The 15462-nt window shown below is 38.3% G+C and carries 11 protein-coding genes; 6 read left to right on the forward strand and 5 right to left on the reverse strand.

The features are described 5' to 3' along the window. Window positions 1-5: 5 nt before the first annotated feature. From trpE to HEQ36_RS20570, 3 genes are all read right to left on the reverse strand, one after another. The gene (gene trpE / locus HEQ36_RS20560; protein ID WP_168636019.1) at window positions 6-1517 is read right to left on the reverse strand and encodes an anthranilate synthase component I; all 1512 of its coding nucleotides are present in this window, start codon (window positions 1515-1517) and stop codon (window positions 6-8) included. A gap of 112 nt (window positions 1518-1629) precedes the next feature. Further along, a complete protein-coding gene (locus tag HEQ36_RS20565; RefSeq protein WP_015079642.1) occupies window positions 1630-2046 on the reverse strand; it encodes a photosystem I reaction center subunit II PsaD in 417 nt (138 codons plus the stop codon). A gap of 108 nt (window positions 2047-2154) precedes the next feature. Further along, window positions 2155-4143: a DICT sensory domain-containing protein gene (locus HEQ36_RS20570; protein ID WP_168636020.1), complete on the reverse strand. Its 1989-nt coding sequence runs from the start codon at window positions 4141-4143 to the stop codon at window positions 2155-2157. A 610-nt stretch (window positions 4144-4753) separates the two neighbouring features. Between HEQ36_RS20570 and ovoA the strand changes: the two genes are divergently transcribed. The 4 genes from ovoA (at window position 4754) to HEQ36_RS20590 (ending at window position 8737) form a co-directional block, all read left to right on the forward strand. Continuing rightward, window positions 4754-6076 carry a 5-histidylcysteine sulfoxide synthase gene (gene ovoA / locus HEQ36_RS20575; RefSeq protein ID WP_168636021.1) on the forward strand — a complete coding sequence of 441 codons (1323 nt, stop codon included), beginning with the start codon at window positions 4754-4756 and terminating at the stop codon, window positions 6074-6076. A gap of 103 nt (window positions 6077-6179) precedes the next feature. Then, a complete protein-coding gene (gene egtD, locus HEQ36_RS20580) occupies window positions 6180-7157 on the forward strand; it encodes an L-histidine N(alpha)-methyltransferase (RefSeq protein ID WP_168636022.1) in 978 nt (325 codons plus the stop codon). A gap of 439 nt (window positions 7158-7596) precedes the next feature. Next, on the forward strand, window positions 7597-8091 hold the full coding sequence (locus HEQ36_RS20585; RefSeq protein ID WP_168636023.1) for a DUF427 domain-containing protein: 495 nt from the start codon (window positions 7597-7599) through the stop codon (window positions 8089-8091). Between the two features lie 322 nt (window positions 8092-8413). After that, a complete protein-coding gene (locus tag HEQ36_RS20590) occupies window positions 8414-8737 on the forward strand; it encodes a nucleotidyltransferase domain-containing protein (RefSeq protein WP_039204366.1) in 324 nt (107 codons plus the stop codon). A 72-nt stretch (window positions 8738-8809) separates the two neighbouring features. On the opposite strand, the gene HEQ36_RS20595 is transcribed toward HEQ36_RS20590, so the two are convergent. Continuing rightward, window positions 8810-10336 carry a glycine betaine ABC transporter substrate-binding protein gene (locus HEQ36_RS20595; protein WP_168636024.1) on the reverse strand — a complete coding sequence of 509 codons (1527 nt, stop codon included), beginning with the start codon at window positions 10334-10336 and terminating at the stop codon, window positions 8810-8812. 195 nt (window positions 10337-10531) lie between these two features. Then, window positions 10532-11299, reverse strand: a complete 768-nt coding sequence (locus HEQ36_RS20600; protein WP_053539031.1) for an ATP-binding cassette domain-containing protein — start codon at window positions 11297-11299, stop codon at window positions 10532-10534. A 341-nt stretch (window positions 11300-11640) separates the two neighbouring features. Between HEQ36_RS20600 and HEQ36_RS20605 the strand changes: the two genes are divergently transcribed. Both HEQ36_RS20605 and HEQ36_RS20610 read left to right on the forward strand, forming a co-directional pair. Continuing rightward, entirely contained in the window at window positions 11641-13902 is a 2262-nt protein-coding gene (locus tag HEQ36_RS20605; protein WP_168636025.1) for an amylo-alpha-1,6-glucosidase, read from the forward strand. 804 nt (window positions 13903-14706) lie between these two features. Next, window positions 14707-15393, forward strand: coding sequence for a hypothetical protein (locus HEQ36_RS20610; protein ID WP_027400825.1), 687 nt, complete (start codon window positions 14707-14709; stop codon window positions 15391-15393). The last annotated feature ends 69 nt before the right edge of the window (window positions 15394-15462 follow it).

A 15462-nucleotide genomic window follows, 5' to 3' on the forward strand; every position in this document is an offset into this window, starting at 1 on the left:
AGAGTTTATCGTAAACAACGAATTGCTTCTAATAAACCTCTAGCCTTATTCAGAGTTTCTTCATATTCCTTTTCTGGGTCAGAATCAGCCACCAAACCTGCACCAGCTTGGACTGTAACCGTCTGATTATGTAATACCATAGTTCTGATGGCGATCGCACTATTCAATTGTCCTTCAAAATCATAATATCCATAGACACCAGAATACACACCTCGGCGACTGGGTTCTAACTCATTAATAATTTCCATCGCCCTGATTTTAGGCGCGCCACTAACCGTCCCAGCAGGAAAGCACGCTTTGAGTAAATCCCATGCAGTTTTACCCGGTGCTAACTTACCCACCACATTACTCACAATGTGCATAACATGAGAGTAGCGTTCAACAATCATTAATTCATCAACCTTCACACTACCGCTGCTGCACACCCGCCCTAAATCATTGCGTCCTAAATCAACTAACATGACGTGTTCGGCGATTTCTTTGGGGTCTTGAAGTAAATCAGCGGCTAAAGCTGCATCTTCCTTTGTTGTCTTCCCTCTTGGTCGAGTTCCCGCAATGGGACGGACTGTGGCGATAATTTCCCCTTCATCATTGCATTCGGCTTTCACCATGACTTCGGGACTAGAACCGATAATTTGCCAGTCTTGGAAGTTAAAATAAGCCATGTAAGGCGAAGGATTGATTTGCCGCAGAGAACGGTACAAAGCGAAGGGATTGCCTGTATATTCTGTGGATAAGCGTTGTGAGATGACGACTTGGAAAATATCACCAGCTTTAATATGTGCTTTGGCTTTTTCCACACTGGCGCAAAATTCTGTCCGGGTAAAGTTGCTGGTATAGTCCTCTATGCCCGCTTTAGGCTTGTTTCCAGGGGCTGTCCAAGCTAATTTGGTGTTTTCTGGTGATAGGGGCAAAGATAGCTTCCTGACCATTTCCTGAATGCGATCGCTCGCCTTTTTATATGCTACCTCTAACCCGGCTGGATCACGTAAATCTGCGTAGGCGATCGCCCAAATCTTCCGTTTTACCTGGTCAAAAATCAATAACTGGTCTACCTGCATCCATAATCCATCGGGTATATTGCGTTCATCTTGAGCATGAATTGGTACACGCGGCTCAATCCAATTAATTAATTCATAGCCCCAAAACCCAAATAAACCGCCAATACCTGAAGGTAATTCCGGTAATTTTACTGGGTGATATGGTGCTAAACATTCAGATAAAACTGTAAACGGATCACCTGTAAAAACCTGTTGATCACCATTTCGATGGGTTTGGGTTGTTTTATCACCTCTTGCTTCCAAAATCCATAAAGGATCACAACCTAAGAAACTATAACGGCCTACGGTTTCGCCACCTTCCACCGATTCCAGCAAAAAGCTATAAGGTTGATCTGCACAAACTTTATACCAAGCAGATACAGGTGTATCCAGGTCGGCTATCCATTCCTGATACACTGGCACGAAATTACCTTGGACAGCAAGCTTTTGAAACTGGTCGAAATCGGGGAAAATCATAAATAATTAGAAATTAACAATTAAAAATTTAAAAAGAGTTTTTTGTCATGGGTAAGGGGGCAAAATTTTTTTCTTCCCCATTACCCATTACCTATCACCCATTACCTAGGGATTAAGCATCGTGAGTAGCTTTACCGCTGAATTTGATTTGTGCAGGGTTGGGGTTTTGACCGATTCTGCGGGGTACGTGACGCACCATAGAACGTCCAGCATTTACTTTTTCAGGGAAAACGCCATCAGCAGGGTGAATCATGGTAGTTTCGCCGCCGGGGAGAATGCGGTAAACTTTGTAGTCGGTGATTTTGAATTTGCGAAGTTGCGCGCCTAAAGCAATACCGTACTCTTTGCGAGCAATGTAAAGTAGGTTTTCGCCTTTTACCATTTTAGCAGCGCCACCAGTGGGCATTTCAAACACTTGCTCTTTGGGACTAGTCCAGGTGATAGCGTACTTTTCTTCTACATCAGCTTTTGTGAGTAGCCCGCCAGTGCTGCCACCAAAGATTGGGGTTTTTCCAGTCAAAGTTGCCATAAACTGTCTCTTGTAGGTTTTTACGGCATACTAACATTGGAACTCGACTTATGTTGCGATCGCGTTATAGACTGTAACAGTTTTTAGTGATTGGTTGGTTGTCAGTTGTCAATTATTTTCCTGACTACCATACACAATGGGAATAGTAAAATGGAACTGACTGCCTTGGTCTTTACCTGTGGAATCTGCCCAAATTTTTCCATGCCAGCCATTGACAATTTGCCGACAAATGGCTAAACCTAAGCCAGTTCCCCCGGTAGTTCGGCGCAATGCCCCTTCCTCTTGATAAAAGCGGTCAAAAACGATTTCTAGGCGGTTGGGTTCAATTCCTCGCCCTGTGTCAGCTACGGTGACTTCTAGCATCTCCTGACTATTGCTAATGGCTTTAATAATAATTTGCCCAGAAGAGGGAGTAAATTTACAAGCATTATCTACAAGTTTGGCGATTACCTCCACTAACCAATCACCGTCAGCCCTGACTAAAGGTAGGTTGTCGGAAATTTGAGTTGTGATTTTGGGTATTTTTTCTTGGCTAGAGCGTGTCCGTAAGCGACTGAGGGCTAAATCTATACATTCTTGAATGGTTAATGATTCAGGATGCCATTCTACCCGACCGCTTTCTAAGTTAGAAAGGGTTAAAAAGTCTTGTACCAGTTTCCGCATTCTTTCGGAGTCGGCAAGGGCTGTACTCAACATTATTTGTTGCAATTCCCAAGGCATATCCGGTTCAGTAGCCAAGCTTTCTAAACAAACTTGAATGGTGGATAATGGAGTGCGGAGTTCGTGTCCAGTAATGGCAATTAAATTACTCCGGGTGCGGTCTAAAGCTTCTAGTTGTTGGTTGAGTTCTTCTAAATTGGCAAAAGATTCGGCTTGAATCAGGGCTGTACCAATTTGGGTGGCGATCGCTTTCACTAAGTCTAACTCCCCTGGTTGCCATTCATGGGGAGGAAAATGGCAATCATGTAACTCCACAATTCCCAATAGTCGCCCTTGATATAATACGGGTTCGATCAACCAAGAACGCACGCCAAACTGCCTGACAATTGAGGATAAGGCTGGTGATTTCTTGACTTGAAAGTCCCCCAGGGTATCAGCCACACATACCCCCTCAAGCTGTTGTAGCACCTGCTGAAATAGGGGATTATGTTCTAACTCCCAACTTTGACCCAGTACCGATGTGATATTAGAGTTCAAAAATTCATGTTCAATTATAGCTTTGGCATCTGTAGCTTGGGCGCGATAAATTAGACAACGACAGGCTCCTAAATGTTGTCCTAATTCTTGCGCTGCCACTTGGAGAATTTCCCGTGGATCAAGCGATCGCCTAATTGCTGTACTAATCGAATTTACCAGCCGTTCTTTCTGAGCTTGAGCCGCAATCGAACGGTAAGCTTTATGCAGCTTATACTGACTAGCTTGCAGATATGTCACCAACCTCTGCACAAACGGGTCAGTATCAAGATCACAAGCATACTCATGATCAGAATTGATCACTGACCTACCTGTTAATTTCCCAATTCCCAACCGACTGGACACTTCATCCACTTTTTCCGCTAAATCTGGACGATACGCCTGAATTCTATCTAATAACAATTGGGCAGCTTTTAAACACACTCCTTTTTCCGATGTCCAAATCCCCTCAAATCTTTGCGCTGTATCCATATCCAAGTTAGGGAGCATCTCTGAGGTATGTTGATTTTTAGCCAGAGAACCCAAGCTTTCTCTACAGATTAAACAAGTAGCATAATTATCAGCAACTACTAGCAAATGCCATTCTTGAGCTAAAGCATCATCATGCTCAAAAGCGATCTTTTCATAATATTCTGAGCTATTAGCAAACTCCGTTTCCGGTGCAGATAATACATATATTTGATTACTTTTTTCTGCCAGTTTTTGATAACGATGGGCTTCTTGACGGTAAAATCGCTCTTTCTGAAAACTAGCAATAATCAGAGGACGATCCAAATTAGCGGCTAAAACCTGATCCTCCATAGCATGGGAGAGCGCAGTTAGTGAAGCCTTAAAATATAACTGAGGTCGTAGATGGGGGAGTGAGTCTAGTAAATCACTCAGTACAGAAGTAGAAATACTCATTAGTCATTAGTCGTTAGTCAGTGGTCACTGGTCATTAAACACATACAGCAATAGGCAATAGGCAATAGGCAAGAGTAAAGAAGTTTTCAGAGATTTGAGTGAGATAGAATTAATTACACAATGTCATTGCGTAAGCCAGTCCCTTTGGGGCTGGGTTACTGACGATTCCAATATAGCTTTGTTGGCAACTAACGCCAAAACACTATAACAGGGGCTAATGTATGATTCTAACAAACTCGCCCAAAAAATTGGTATTCTTAGAAATTAATATACTTAGTTTAGACTAGCCTAAAAAGATTGTTTATATTTGTTTTTGTCAATATAGTAATTCAGCTATTGGTAATTTTACTGAAAACATTAAATACAGGAATCCGGCTGGTAGTGATTTTACTGGAAAATATTAAATTTTAATTAAAAACAAAAAAATGGTATCAAAATAAGATAATTAAATACATAGCATATAATTCTTGCACAAAAATTCCTGTACAATTCCTGTAAATATTTATCATTGAGATAAAAATTTTATTAATCCCAGGATTAGTCACTGGTTTGATTTAAAAAAATTAATCAATCCAGATATTACCAGAAATTAATTCACCAGGTCAATAAAATGATAGATGCTCTTATTCCCCAACTCAATGATTGTAGTTCAACAATCCTACTTAACTATTTTGAAAATTCCTGGGAAATGGAAGAAACCTTAATGAAAAGTGTAATTAAGGAAGAAACCTTCTATCTAAATCCCGATCCTTTAAGAAATAAATTAATTTTCTACCTTGGACATTCGGCTGTTTTTTATATCAATAAATTAATGCAGGTGGGATTAATCAAACATCGGATTAACTCCCAATATGAAACCCTATTTGAAATTGGCGTTGATCCAGAAACACCGACAGAATTAGAAGTAGCCATTCAAGGAGTTAATTGGCCTGATCTTCAAAAAGTTTGGGAATATCGAGACAAAGCTAGAGCAGAAATTACCGCAATTATTCATCAAACTCCTTTAAATTTACCCATTCATCAACAGCATCCTATCTGGGCTTTATTAATGGGAATAGAACATAGTCGCATTCACCTAGAAACCTCATCTATGCTGCTGCGTCAATTACCTATTGAGAACTTAACCCGTCCCCAAGGATGGAATTATGCACCTACTAATCGAGAAATTCCCCATAATCAAATGCGAGAAATTCCTGGTGGTATAGTGAAATTAGGAAAACGCCAAGATGATTTAACTTTTGCTTGGGATAGTGAATATGGTGATTTAGAAGGAGAAGTCCCACCATTTTTAGCAAGTCAATATCTGATTACCAATGGAGAATTTTTAGAATTTGTCCAAGCCGGTGGGTACAATAATATCAATTATTGGCATACTGAATCTTGGGCATGGAAACAACTCTACAATATCCAACATCCCAAATTCTGGATATACCAAGAAAATAACTATCGCTATCGTGCCACATTTGATGAACTAGATTTACCTTTAGATTGGCCAGTGGAAGTTAACCATTATGAAGCAATAGCTTATTGTCGCTGGAAAGGTAAAAACACTCGGTTAATGACAGAAGCAGAATGGAATCAAGCATTAACAATATCTGAAGATTCTAGTTTAGTAAATAATTATAATCTCAACTTACAATTCATTTCCCCAACTCCTGTGGGAATGTTTTCAGGAAATCATCAATCTGGACTTTCTGACTTACGGGGTAATGTCTGGGAATGGTTAGGCGAAACATTTAAACCCTTACCAGGATTTCAAACTCATCATCTTTATGCAGATCAATCTGCACCCTTTTTTGATAATAAACATTTTATGATGTTGGGCGGTTCTTGGGCAACGAATGGTACAATGGCTTTACCTTGTTATCGTAACTGGTTTCGTCCTTATTTTTATCAGCACGTCGGTTTTAGAGTGGCTGAAAGTTTGGATTAAATATAAAATCGAGATCCCCGACTTCTGAATATTAATTGGTAATTTATTTACAAAAATACAAAAGAAGTCGGGGATCTTATAGCCACCTTAGAGGATTTAGAAAATGATTACACAACCTTTAACCGTTTTAGATCATCATTATCAAGAGTTAAGTATTGATGGTAAAGATGTCATTAAGGGGTTAACTGAAAAACCGAAAAGTTTACCACCTAAATATTTTTACGATGATCCTGGTTCTCAATTATTTGAACAAATTTGTGAGTTACCAGAATATTATCCGACTCGCACAGAAGCCTGGATTTTACAGCAGTACGCTGATGAAATTGCCGAAATTACAAATTGTTGTGAGTTAATAGAATTAGGTAGTGGCAGTTCTACTAAAACTCAAGCTTTATTAACTGCTTATCAGAAAATTTCTGGTAATTGTAGATATCTGCCTATTGATGTCAGCGGAGGGATTCTCAAAACTAGTGTTTTACAGTTACAAGAAAAGTATCCTGATATTGCTATTCATGGATTATTGGGAACTTATGAACAAGCTTTAGTTCATCTAGAATCGAATTATTTACAATCGCGGATGTTGTTTTTTCTGGGAAGTTCTTTAGGAAATTTTAACGCAGAAGAATGTGATGGTTTCTTAAATCAAGTTTCTCAAACTTTACAACCAGGAGATTACTTTCTACTGGGTATTGATTTACAAAAACCTACAGATATTCTAGAAGCAGCTTATAACGACAGTCAAGAAGTAACTGCTGCTTTTAATTTGAATATGCTTTCTCATTTGAATTGGCGTTTTCAAGGTAACTTTGATATCAGTTTATTTAGACATCAAGCAGTTTATAATCAAGTTGATCATCAAATTGAGATGTATTTACATTGCCAAAAAAGTCATTGGGTTAACTTGGAAATTTTGGATTTAAAGGTGCATTTTCTAGAGGGAGAAAGTATATTAACAGAAATTTCTCGCAAGTTTGATTTAAGAACAATGGAAAAACAATTACAAAGTAAAGGATTAAATACTGTGAAAACTTGGACAGATGAAAAAGTATGGTTTGGTTTGATTCTTTGTCAAGTTGAATAAGTTTTGTGTCAGCATTCAGGATTTAGAAATCAGAGGGTGTTTGAAAAGTCATGATTGCTGTATCAAATGTTTTACCCCTCCCTAACCCTCCCCTTATAAAGGGGAGGGAACTGGATTTTTATTGTTTCCCCCCTTTACAAGGCTACGGTGTACACACAAGTTATCGAATCACCATTATTCCTCAAATTACCCCACCCTAACCCTCCCCGATGCTTTGGGGAGGGAACTAATTTTTCCGGTTTCCCCTCAAAGCATCGAGGGGATTAAGGGAAAAATGCACCTATTTTGAGACACCATCAGCCAAAACCTTGCACTTTTTTTGAGATAAAAATCTGTAAAACCTTTATTAATAAACGGTTTTAGCTTTATATGGCTAACGCCACGCTACGCTATCAGCAAGCCCTAACTATAATGATCCAAAATCATCCATTAAATAACCATGAAACCAAATCCTATACCTCCAAAACTCGGACAAGAATCTGTTTGGGACTATCCCCGTCCTGCTATTTTAGAAGATACCGACAAACATCTCAAAGTTATTTGTAATGGGATTGTTTTAGCAGAAACCACTAAGGGAAAAAGAGTTTTAGAAACTAGTCATCCTCCAGGTTATTATATTCCTGCTGAAGATATTAAGTTAGAACATTTAATAGAGACACCTAGAAAAACTTGGTGTGAATGGAAAGGGTGGTGTCAATATTATGATGTTTCCGTAGGAGATAAATACATAAATAATGCTGCTTGGCGATATATTCAGCCCAGTCCTAATTTTATCTCAATTCAAGAATATTACAGTTTTTATGTCAGTTTAATGGATGCTTGCTATGTGAATGATGAATTAGTTAAAGCGCAAACAGGTGATTTTTACGGAGGGTGGATTACTTCTGATATTGTTGGACCATTTAAAGGTGAACCAGGAACTATGTGGTGGTAAATAAGGAAAATTTCAGTTGTCAAAATTGATAGTTTGACAACTCATGAACATCATGGAGAAATTAAGTAGGTTGGCGTTGAAAATTGTCGTTATGGCAAGGCAAAAGGCAAGAGGCAAGAGTGAAGAGGGTTTAGGCGATTTTACATTTCTTTACACAGTTTGGTTTTATTGTGTTCACCTACTTATCTACGGTTAATTCTTTCTTCGGTATAAGTAATTGGACAAAAATATTTACAGTCATTGCGAGGGAAGGGAAGCAATCACAACCCTTGGAATTGCTTCATTTCACTTCGTTCCATATGGCTAACGCCACGCTTACGCAATGAACAAATCACAGCTTAACTTGATATTACAAGAAGTTAAACAAGCTTTGCAAAAACTTTATCAAAACCAACTGGAAGCAATTATTTTATATGGTTCTCAAGCGAGGGAAGACGCTCAAGAATTTTCTGATATTGATATTCTGGTTGTTCTGAAATCAGAGATTAACCCCTATCATGAAATTGATAGAACAAGTCAAATAATCTCAAATATTTGTCTAAATAACGATGTTGTTATTTCTCGTCACTTCATCTCTTCAGCAAAGTTTGAAAATGAAAATACTCCCTTTAATTATAATGTCAAAAAAGAAGGTATTTTTCTATGACATCGGAGGAGCAGAAATTTATAAGAAAAGCTAAAGAAAATTTTATATTTTTGAGAATCAAATATCTGAAAATCATAATTTTTGAGATTTTAACCACTCACTGACAACTTTTTCCACGGGTTGAGATTGATTATCTACTTGATAATTCATTTTTTGGATTGCAGTTGTAGAAATTTTACCTCCTAATTGATTAATGGTATTTGTTAACTCTGGATATTTTTGGAGAATTTCTTGATTAAAAATAGGTATAGCTTGATATGGTGGAAAGTATTTTTTATCATCTTCCAAAATCACTAAGTTTAACACTGGAATTAAACCATCTGTAGAATTTGCAGCAATAAAATCTACTTGTTTTTCTTTTAATGCTTGATACATTAATCCTAATTCCATTTGTTTGATATTGGCAAATTTTAAGTTGTAGGTTTTAGATAATCCTGGATAACCATCTGCACGTTCTAAAAATTCATATCCAAATCCTGCTTTCATTTGTGGACTATATTTACCAGTTTCCGAAAGGCTTTTAATTTGCCATTTCTTAGCATCTTCTCCGCGGATAATCATGGCAAAGGTATTCTCAAATCCTAAAGGCTTCATCACTGCTAATTTCAATTTTTGATCATAGTATTCCTTGACTTTTTTATAAACAGTCTCAGGATTACTAATTGGTTTTTCTTTTAAAATAGTCGTAAATGAAGTTCCTGTATATTCCACGTACCCGGCAATTTTTCCGGCTTTTACTGCTTCATGAGCAATAAATGTTCCTCCTAAATTAAAACGACGATCTACTTTTAATCTCGCATGATTTTCTATGTGTTGTGCTAATATTTCTCCTAAAATTACTTGTTCTGTGAAATTCTTTGAGCCGATGATAATTGTTGCGGGTTTTTGTTGATAGTTAAAGGCAATTAATCCAGCTATGATTAAAGAAACAATTCCTAAAACAATGGCAATTTTACGATTAAATTTACCCTTTTTTTCTATTTGGTTGGTGAGTCTTTTTTCTAATAATCCTAAACCGAAATCTGCACTCAAAGCAATCAAAGCTGCGGGGACTGCTCCGGCTAAAATTAATTCATTATTAACTGTGGAAATACCGCGAAAAATAAATACTCCTAAACCACCACCACCAATAGCAGCAGCAATTGTGGCAATTCCTACGGATATAACTGTGGCTACTCTTACCCCTGCTAAAATGACTGGTAAAGCCAGGGGAATTTCTACTTGCAATAGTAATTGTTGATCTGTCATTCCCATGCCTATACCTGCTTCTTTAATGGCGGAATTGATGCTATTAATGCCAATATAGGTATTGCGAATTATGGGAAGTAAGGCATAAAGAGTTAAGGCAACTATGGCGGGGATTTTGCCAATTCCTCCCAGAAAAGGTACGGAAATTAAAAAGCCGAAGATGGCTAAACTAGGGATGGTTTGAATGGCATTTGCTAAACCAAGAATGGGGGAAGCTAATTTTGATTGACGAGTGATCAGAATGCCTACAGGAAGACCAATGGAAATTGCTATTACTAGGGAGATAATGACTAATATTAAATGTTCTCCACTGTGGATAATTATTTCTGTGCCGTATTGAAATAAAAACATAATTTTTGGATTTCTTTATCTACTTTTAATGGATCTACTGTTTCCTTTATTTAAAACAAAATTTATTGTAGGTTGGGTTAAGGAAGGTTCACGTAGTGTGCCGGAAGCATAACCCAATACTCCTTGCTATCTTGCCGATAATGTTGGGTTTCACTTCGTTCAACCCAACCTACAAAAATTAAATTAATATTCATTCTAATTAAGTTGTTCCCAATTATTACTAGTATTTAAACAAGCTAAAAATGCTTTTGCTTCTGGATGTTGAGATTGGAGAAATTCTCTTCTAGTTCCTAATACAACTAAATTCCCTTCATCCATTAAACCAATTCTTGTAGCTAAAAAGAAGGCCTCTTGAATATCATGGGTGACGAATATCACGGTTTTTCCTAATTGTTGTTGTAAATATTGAAATTGTTGTTGTAATTCTAAACGGGTAATTGGGTCAAGTGCGCCAAAAGGTTCATCCATTAATAGGATAGGTGGATCTGCGGCTAAAGCTCTAGCAACTCCCACTCGCTGACGTTGACCTCCTGATAATTGATGGGGATAACGTTGAGCAAATTTTTCTGGTTCTAATCCCACTAAGTTTAACATTTCATAGACTCTATTTTGAATTTTCTGTGGTGACCATTTTTCTAAAGATGGTACAAGTCCGACATTTTCAGCGATGGTAAAATGGGGAAATAAACCTGTTTCTTGGATGACGTAACCTATCCGTCTTCTCAGTTTAATGGCATCCCAGTTAGTTGTGGGACGATTTTGGACTAAAACTTGTCCTTGGGTGGGGACAAGTAAATGATTAATTAATTTTAAAGTTGTAGTTTTCCCGCTACCACTACGTCCTAATAAAATTAAGGCTTCCCCTTGATGAATGCTCAAATTTAAGTTAGATAACAAAGGACGGTGATTAATGGCAAAACTGGTATTTTGAAACTCAACGGCAATTTCTGATGTTGTTGACATAATGGTTTCGTTAAACAAAATTAAGGTGGTCAGATCCCCGACTTCTTAGAGAAGTCGGGGATCTTATTGGTTCTGTATGAAAAGAAACAAAGGTGGTGAGTATTTCTTATTCACCTCTTTCTACTTTTATGAGATTTTATGCCTGAGTAAGTATTCTCTACCCCTAGCACCTCTCAATGTTGAGGAAGGAATAAACTATTGGAAAACAGCCAGTTTTCAGGCTTGACTTCTAATTAATAAGGTATACATTTATAGAAATTCATTGTCTTTGATTTAATTACTTTTCTCTTTTAACAGTATTGATTTGAGCAAATTTACACCTGTATAGGTAACTCTGGCTAATGACACCGGATACATTGATGACTCCAGAAACAATTGTCCTCGACAACAGAACTTTTACTCCCGCAGACCAAAAAGAGATTTCCGAATGGCCTTGTGTTGTCAGTCAAAGACCACAGCCAACCATTACAGTTAAAGATGATGATTTATTCCTGGTGACAGATACGATGGGGAATATTTCCGATTGTTACCTTTATGGTAGCACTCCTAGTATGGGGATGTTTTGCCGTGATACAAGGTTTTTGAGTCGTTTGGAGTTACAGATTGAGGGGCGATCGCCTATACTACTGAGTAGTAACGCTGACAAGGGATTTGCCCTCTCGGTTTTATGCACCAATCCTGATTTAGACAATCTTTTTAAGGCTGATACTGTGGGTATTCGTCGAGAACTGGTTCTGAATGGGGCATTATTTGAAGAAATAGAAGTTGCTAATTACAACACTACCAGCATTGTTTTTGAATTGAGTCTGAGTTTTGAAGCTGATTTTGTGGATTTATTTGAAGTTAGAGGTCATCACCGCCAAAAACGGGGAAGACTTTTACACTTAAACAACCCAACATCTGATCATGTTGCACCTGTGTCTTCTCAATCATACAAAGAAGAATCCCTTACCCTAGCATATCAGGGCTTAGATGGTTCGATCATGGAGTCTCTAATTCAATTTCAGCATTTGCAACCAAATCGGTTTCACGGTTATACGGCGGTTTGGCGGATAGAATTGGCGGCTCATGAAACTAAGAAGTTAGGTTATCGGCTGAAGATGTTCACTGATAACAAACCTAGTTCTACTATCAGTTCTGCCTCTACTTTGTCACAGGCAAAAGCTGCTGAATTAATGGAGGAGCAAAATTGGTTGCAGCAAATTACCCGGATTAGCTCCGATAAAAGTCTTTTCAATCGCGTCATATCGCGGGCTGAACAAGATATATATTTGTTGCTTCAGTCCTTTGGCAAACATAAAACTGTTTCTGCTGGTGTCCCTTGGTTTTCTACTCTATTTGGTCGAGATTCCATCATTACTGCGTCCCAAACCTTGATGTTGAATCCCAAAATTGCCAAAGAAACCTTGCTACTATTGGCAGAATATCAAGGTCAAACGGATAATATTTGGCGGGAAGAAGAACCGGGTAAGATATTACACGAACTGCGGTTGGGAGAAATGGCGAGATGTCAAGAAATTCCCCATACACCCTACTACGGGACTGTGGATGCTACGCCGCTGTGGTTAATGTTGTATGCTGAATATTACAGTTGGACTCATGATCAAGAAACCCTAGAAGCACTGTGGCCAAATGCTTTAGCGGCTATGGGTTGGATTGATCGTCAAATCCAGGAAACTGGTTATCTCAGCTATGCTCGCAAATCTAAAGGTGGTTTAATTAACCAAGGTTGGAAAGATTCGGGTGATTGTATTGTCAACCGCAAAGGGGAATTAGCCATTGGTCCAATTTCTCTGTGTGAGGTGCAAGCTTATGTCTATTCAGCGAAAAACCGCCTTGCAGAAATTGCCAAAATCCAACAACGTCCAGATTTAGAAGAACTTTGGCAAAAAGAAGCTAGACAACTCAGGGCTAAATTTAACCAGGATTTTTGGTTAGAAGATGAAGATTTTTGTGCTTTGGCTTTAGATGGAGAAGGTAAACCAGTAGATAGTATTAGTTCTAATCCTGGTCATTGTTTAAATTTGGGGATATTTACGTCTGCAAAAGCCTATAGTGTGGCGGAAAGACTGCGGGCGGCGGATATGTTTAATGGTTGGGGAATTAGAACTTTAAGTAGTTTGTCCCCTGCTTATAATCCAATGGGTTATCATACTGGTTCAGTTTGGCCTCATGATAATTCTATGATTGCAATGGGATTGCGATCGCTCGGTTTAATTGATCAATCGCTGGAACTATTTCAAGGGTTATTCAACATGACCTCCCAGCAACCCTATCAACGCCCCCCAGAACTATTTTGCGGCTATGAAATGAACGGTGATAATTCTCCCGTCCAGTATCCCGTTGCTTGTACTCCCCAAGCCTGGGCTACAGGTAGCATTTTTCAACTATTGCAAATGATGGTGAATTTAGTCCCAGACGCACAGAATAATTGTTTGCGAATTATTGACCCAGCCTTACCAGAATCAATTAACAACTTATCTTTTCATAACTTGCGTATTGGTGGCACAATTTTAGATTTAGAATTTGAACGAGTTGGTAGCACTACCGCTTGTCGAGTTGCTAAAAAACGCGGTAACTTGCGCGTCGTCATTGAAGCTTAAATTAGAGGATGTTCATCTGATTCCCAGTCTCTGACTGGGAATGAATTCCAGAAGGCTCTGCCTTCAATGATATTAGAGGCAGAGCCTCATCAACCGCATTCCTAGTCTCTGACTAGGAACGAGGTGTGGTAGGGATTTGAGCTTACAATAAGATCCCCGACTTCTCTGAGAAGTCGGGGATCTGACTCTGACACCAATCAAATAGGATGGCTATATTCTGTAGGGGTTTATCAAAAATGCCCACAGATAGCAAAAGTTAATTAAACTTTCATCTGTACTTGATGTTAGCTTTATTTTTCCTATGTTAGACTTGCCTAAGTTCTAGAAACTCACCACCCAGTATTTTTTAGGGTGATCACATAGAGCAGGTTGTCAGGGATTTTGATGAATTTTATCCATCTAGGATAACTCAATCTTCAAGCAGATCATCAGTAATCATTTGTCTGTCGCCATCAAGCACAACAATTACAAAAATAATCCGGGATGTCAATTTACTTGGCTCAATAAATTTGAATTGGGCTAACTTTATATAGCTTTATTGTAGTTTTGCTGATGAATATTTGTAGCATCCTAAGAGGTTGTTTGAAAAGTATTAGATGAAACCGACAATCTCCGAAACCTAACCCCCCTTCCCCCATTCCCTTGTAGGGAAGGGGGGTTTCAAAGCCTCTCCCCGCGTCGGGGAGAGGTTTGGAGAGGGGTTTATTGATACATTAAAAACTTTTCAAACATCCTCTAACTGAGTACGTCTTTTATCCAACATATCAAAAACATCTTTTCCCAACTATTGAGGTTGATTAATTCATGGTTAATAGTATTAGACAAACCGTTCGGGGGATAGTTTTTACAAATCGCCACTTAGCAAGACTTTACTATTTTTTAAGTTTTTCTCGCCCAGTTTTACCACAATGGGTTGGCGCTGATTACTACCGCGAAAAATCATCTTGGGGATTACAACCAGAACGTTGTCCATGTGATCTTGAATTAGTTGAATATTTACAAAATCATAATATCCAAGATCAAACTATCTTTCATTTTGGAACAGGTTCTCATCATATTCTAGGATTGGCAAATCAGAAATTTTCTCAACCCAATGAAATTATTGGGATTACCGCTTCTGCACCCGAACATCAAGAATATATCCGATTATCTCTTAAAGATCGTCTATTGTTCAAGTATTACAAAGTTCTCTGTACAGATATATACACTTTGACAGACCGTTCTTTACCGATGCTCGATGTAATTTCTCTGTTTCATCTCGGCGAATTTTATATGCCTGAAGAAGCACCTTTTTTGCATCATAATGAAGAATCTCTTCTAGGGATGTTTCTGAGTAAACTCAATCCCAATGGCAAAATTCTCTTCTATACAAAATCAATTGGTTGGGGTCATGCTCAACCAATAATTGAATCATTTGTAAAACAGGGAAAAATGCACAAAATTGAAGAATACAAGAACTTATTGGTGTATGCCAAATGTAGTCTAAACTGATCCAGATAGCAATAAGCAGTGAACACTGTTCACTGTTTACTGTTCCCTGTTCCCTGTTCCCTGTTCCCT

Source organism: Anabaena sp. 54 (genome assembly GCF_017355725.1).
Classification (GTDB): Bacteria; Cyanobacteriota; Cyanobacteriia; order Cyanobacteriales; family Nostocaceae; genus Dolichospermum; species Dolichospermum heterosporum.

What these genes read in the sequence shown, in the direction of transcription:
- trpE (WP_168636019.1), bottom strand. Translation starts at nt 1,517, where the DNA reads ATGATTTTCCCCGATTTCGACCAGTTTCAAAAGCTTGCTGTCCAAGGT.
- HEQ36_RS20565 (WP_015079642.1), bottom strand. Translation starts at nt 2,046, where the DNA reads ATGGCAACTTTGACTGGAAAAACCCCAATCTTTGGTGGCAGCACTGGC.
- HEQ36_RS20570 (WP_168636020.1), bottom strand. Translation starts at nt 4,143, where the DNA reads ATGAGTATTTCTACTTCTGTACTGAGTGATTTACTAGACTCACTCCCC.
- ovoA (WP_168636021.1), top strand. Translation starts at nt 4,754, where the DNA reads ATGATAGATGCTCTTATTCCCCAACTCAATGATTGTAGTTCAACAATC.
- egtD (WP_168636022.1), top strand. Translation starts at nt 6,180, where the DNA reads ATGATTACACAACCTTTAACCGTTTTAGATCATCATTATCAAGAGTTA.
- HEQ36_RS20585 (WP_168636023.1), top strand. Translation starts at nt 7,597, where the DNA reads ATGAAACCAAATCCTATACCTCCAAAACTCGGACAAGAATCTGTTTGG.
- HEQ36_RS20590 (WP_039204366.1), top strand. Translation starts at nt 8,414, where the DNA reads ATGAACAAATCACAGCTTAACTTGATATTACAAGAAGTTAAACAAGCT.
- HEQ36_RS20595 (WP_168636024.1), bottom strand. Translation starts at nt 10,336, where the DNA reads ATGTTTTTATTTCAATACGGCACAGAAATAATTATCCACAGTGGAGAA.
- HEQ36_RS20600 (WP_053539031.1), bottom strand. Translation starts at nt 11,299, where the DNA reads ATGTCAACAACATCAGAAATTGCCGTTGAGTTTCAAAATACCAGTTTT.
- HEQ36_RS20605 (WP_168636025.1), top strand. Translation starts at nt 11,641, where the DNA reads ATGACACCGGATACATTGATGACTCCAGAAACAATTGTCCTCGACAAC.
- HEQ36_RS20610 (WP_027400825.1), top strand. Translation starts at nt 14,707, where the DNA reads ATGGTTAATAGTATTAGACAAACCGTTCGGGGGATAGTTTTTACAAAT.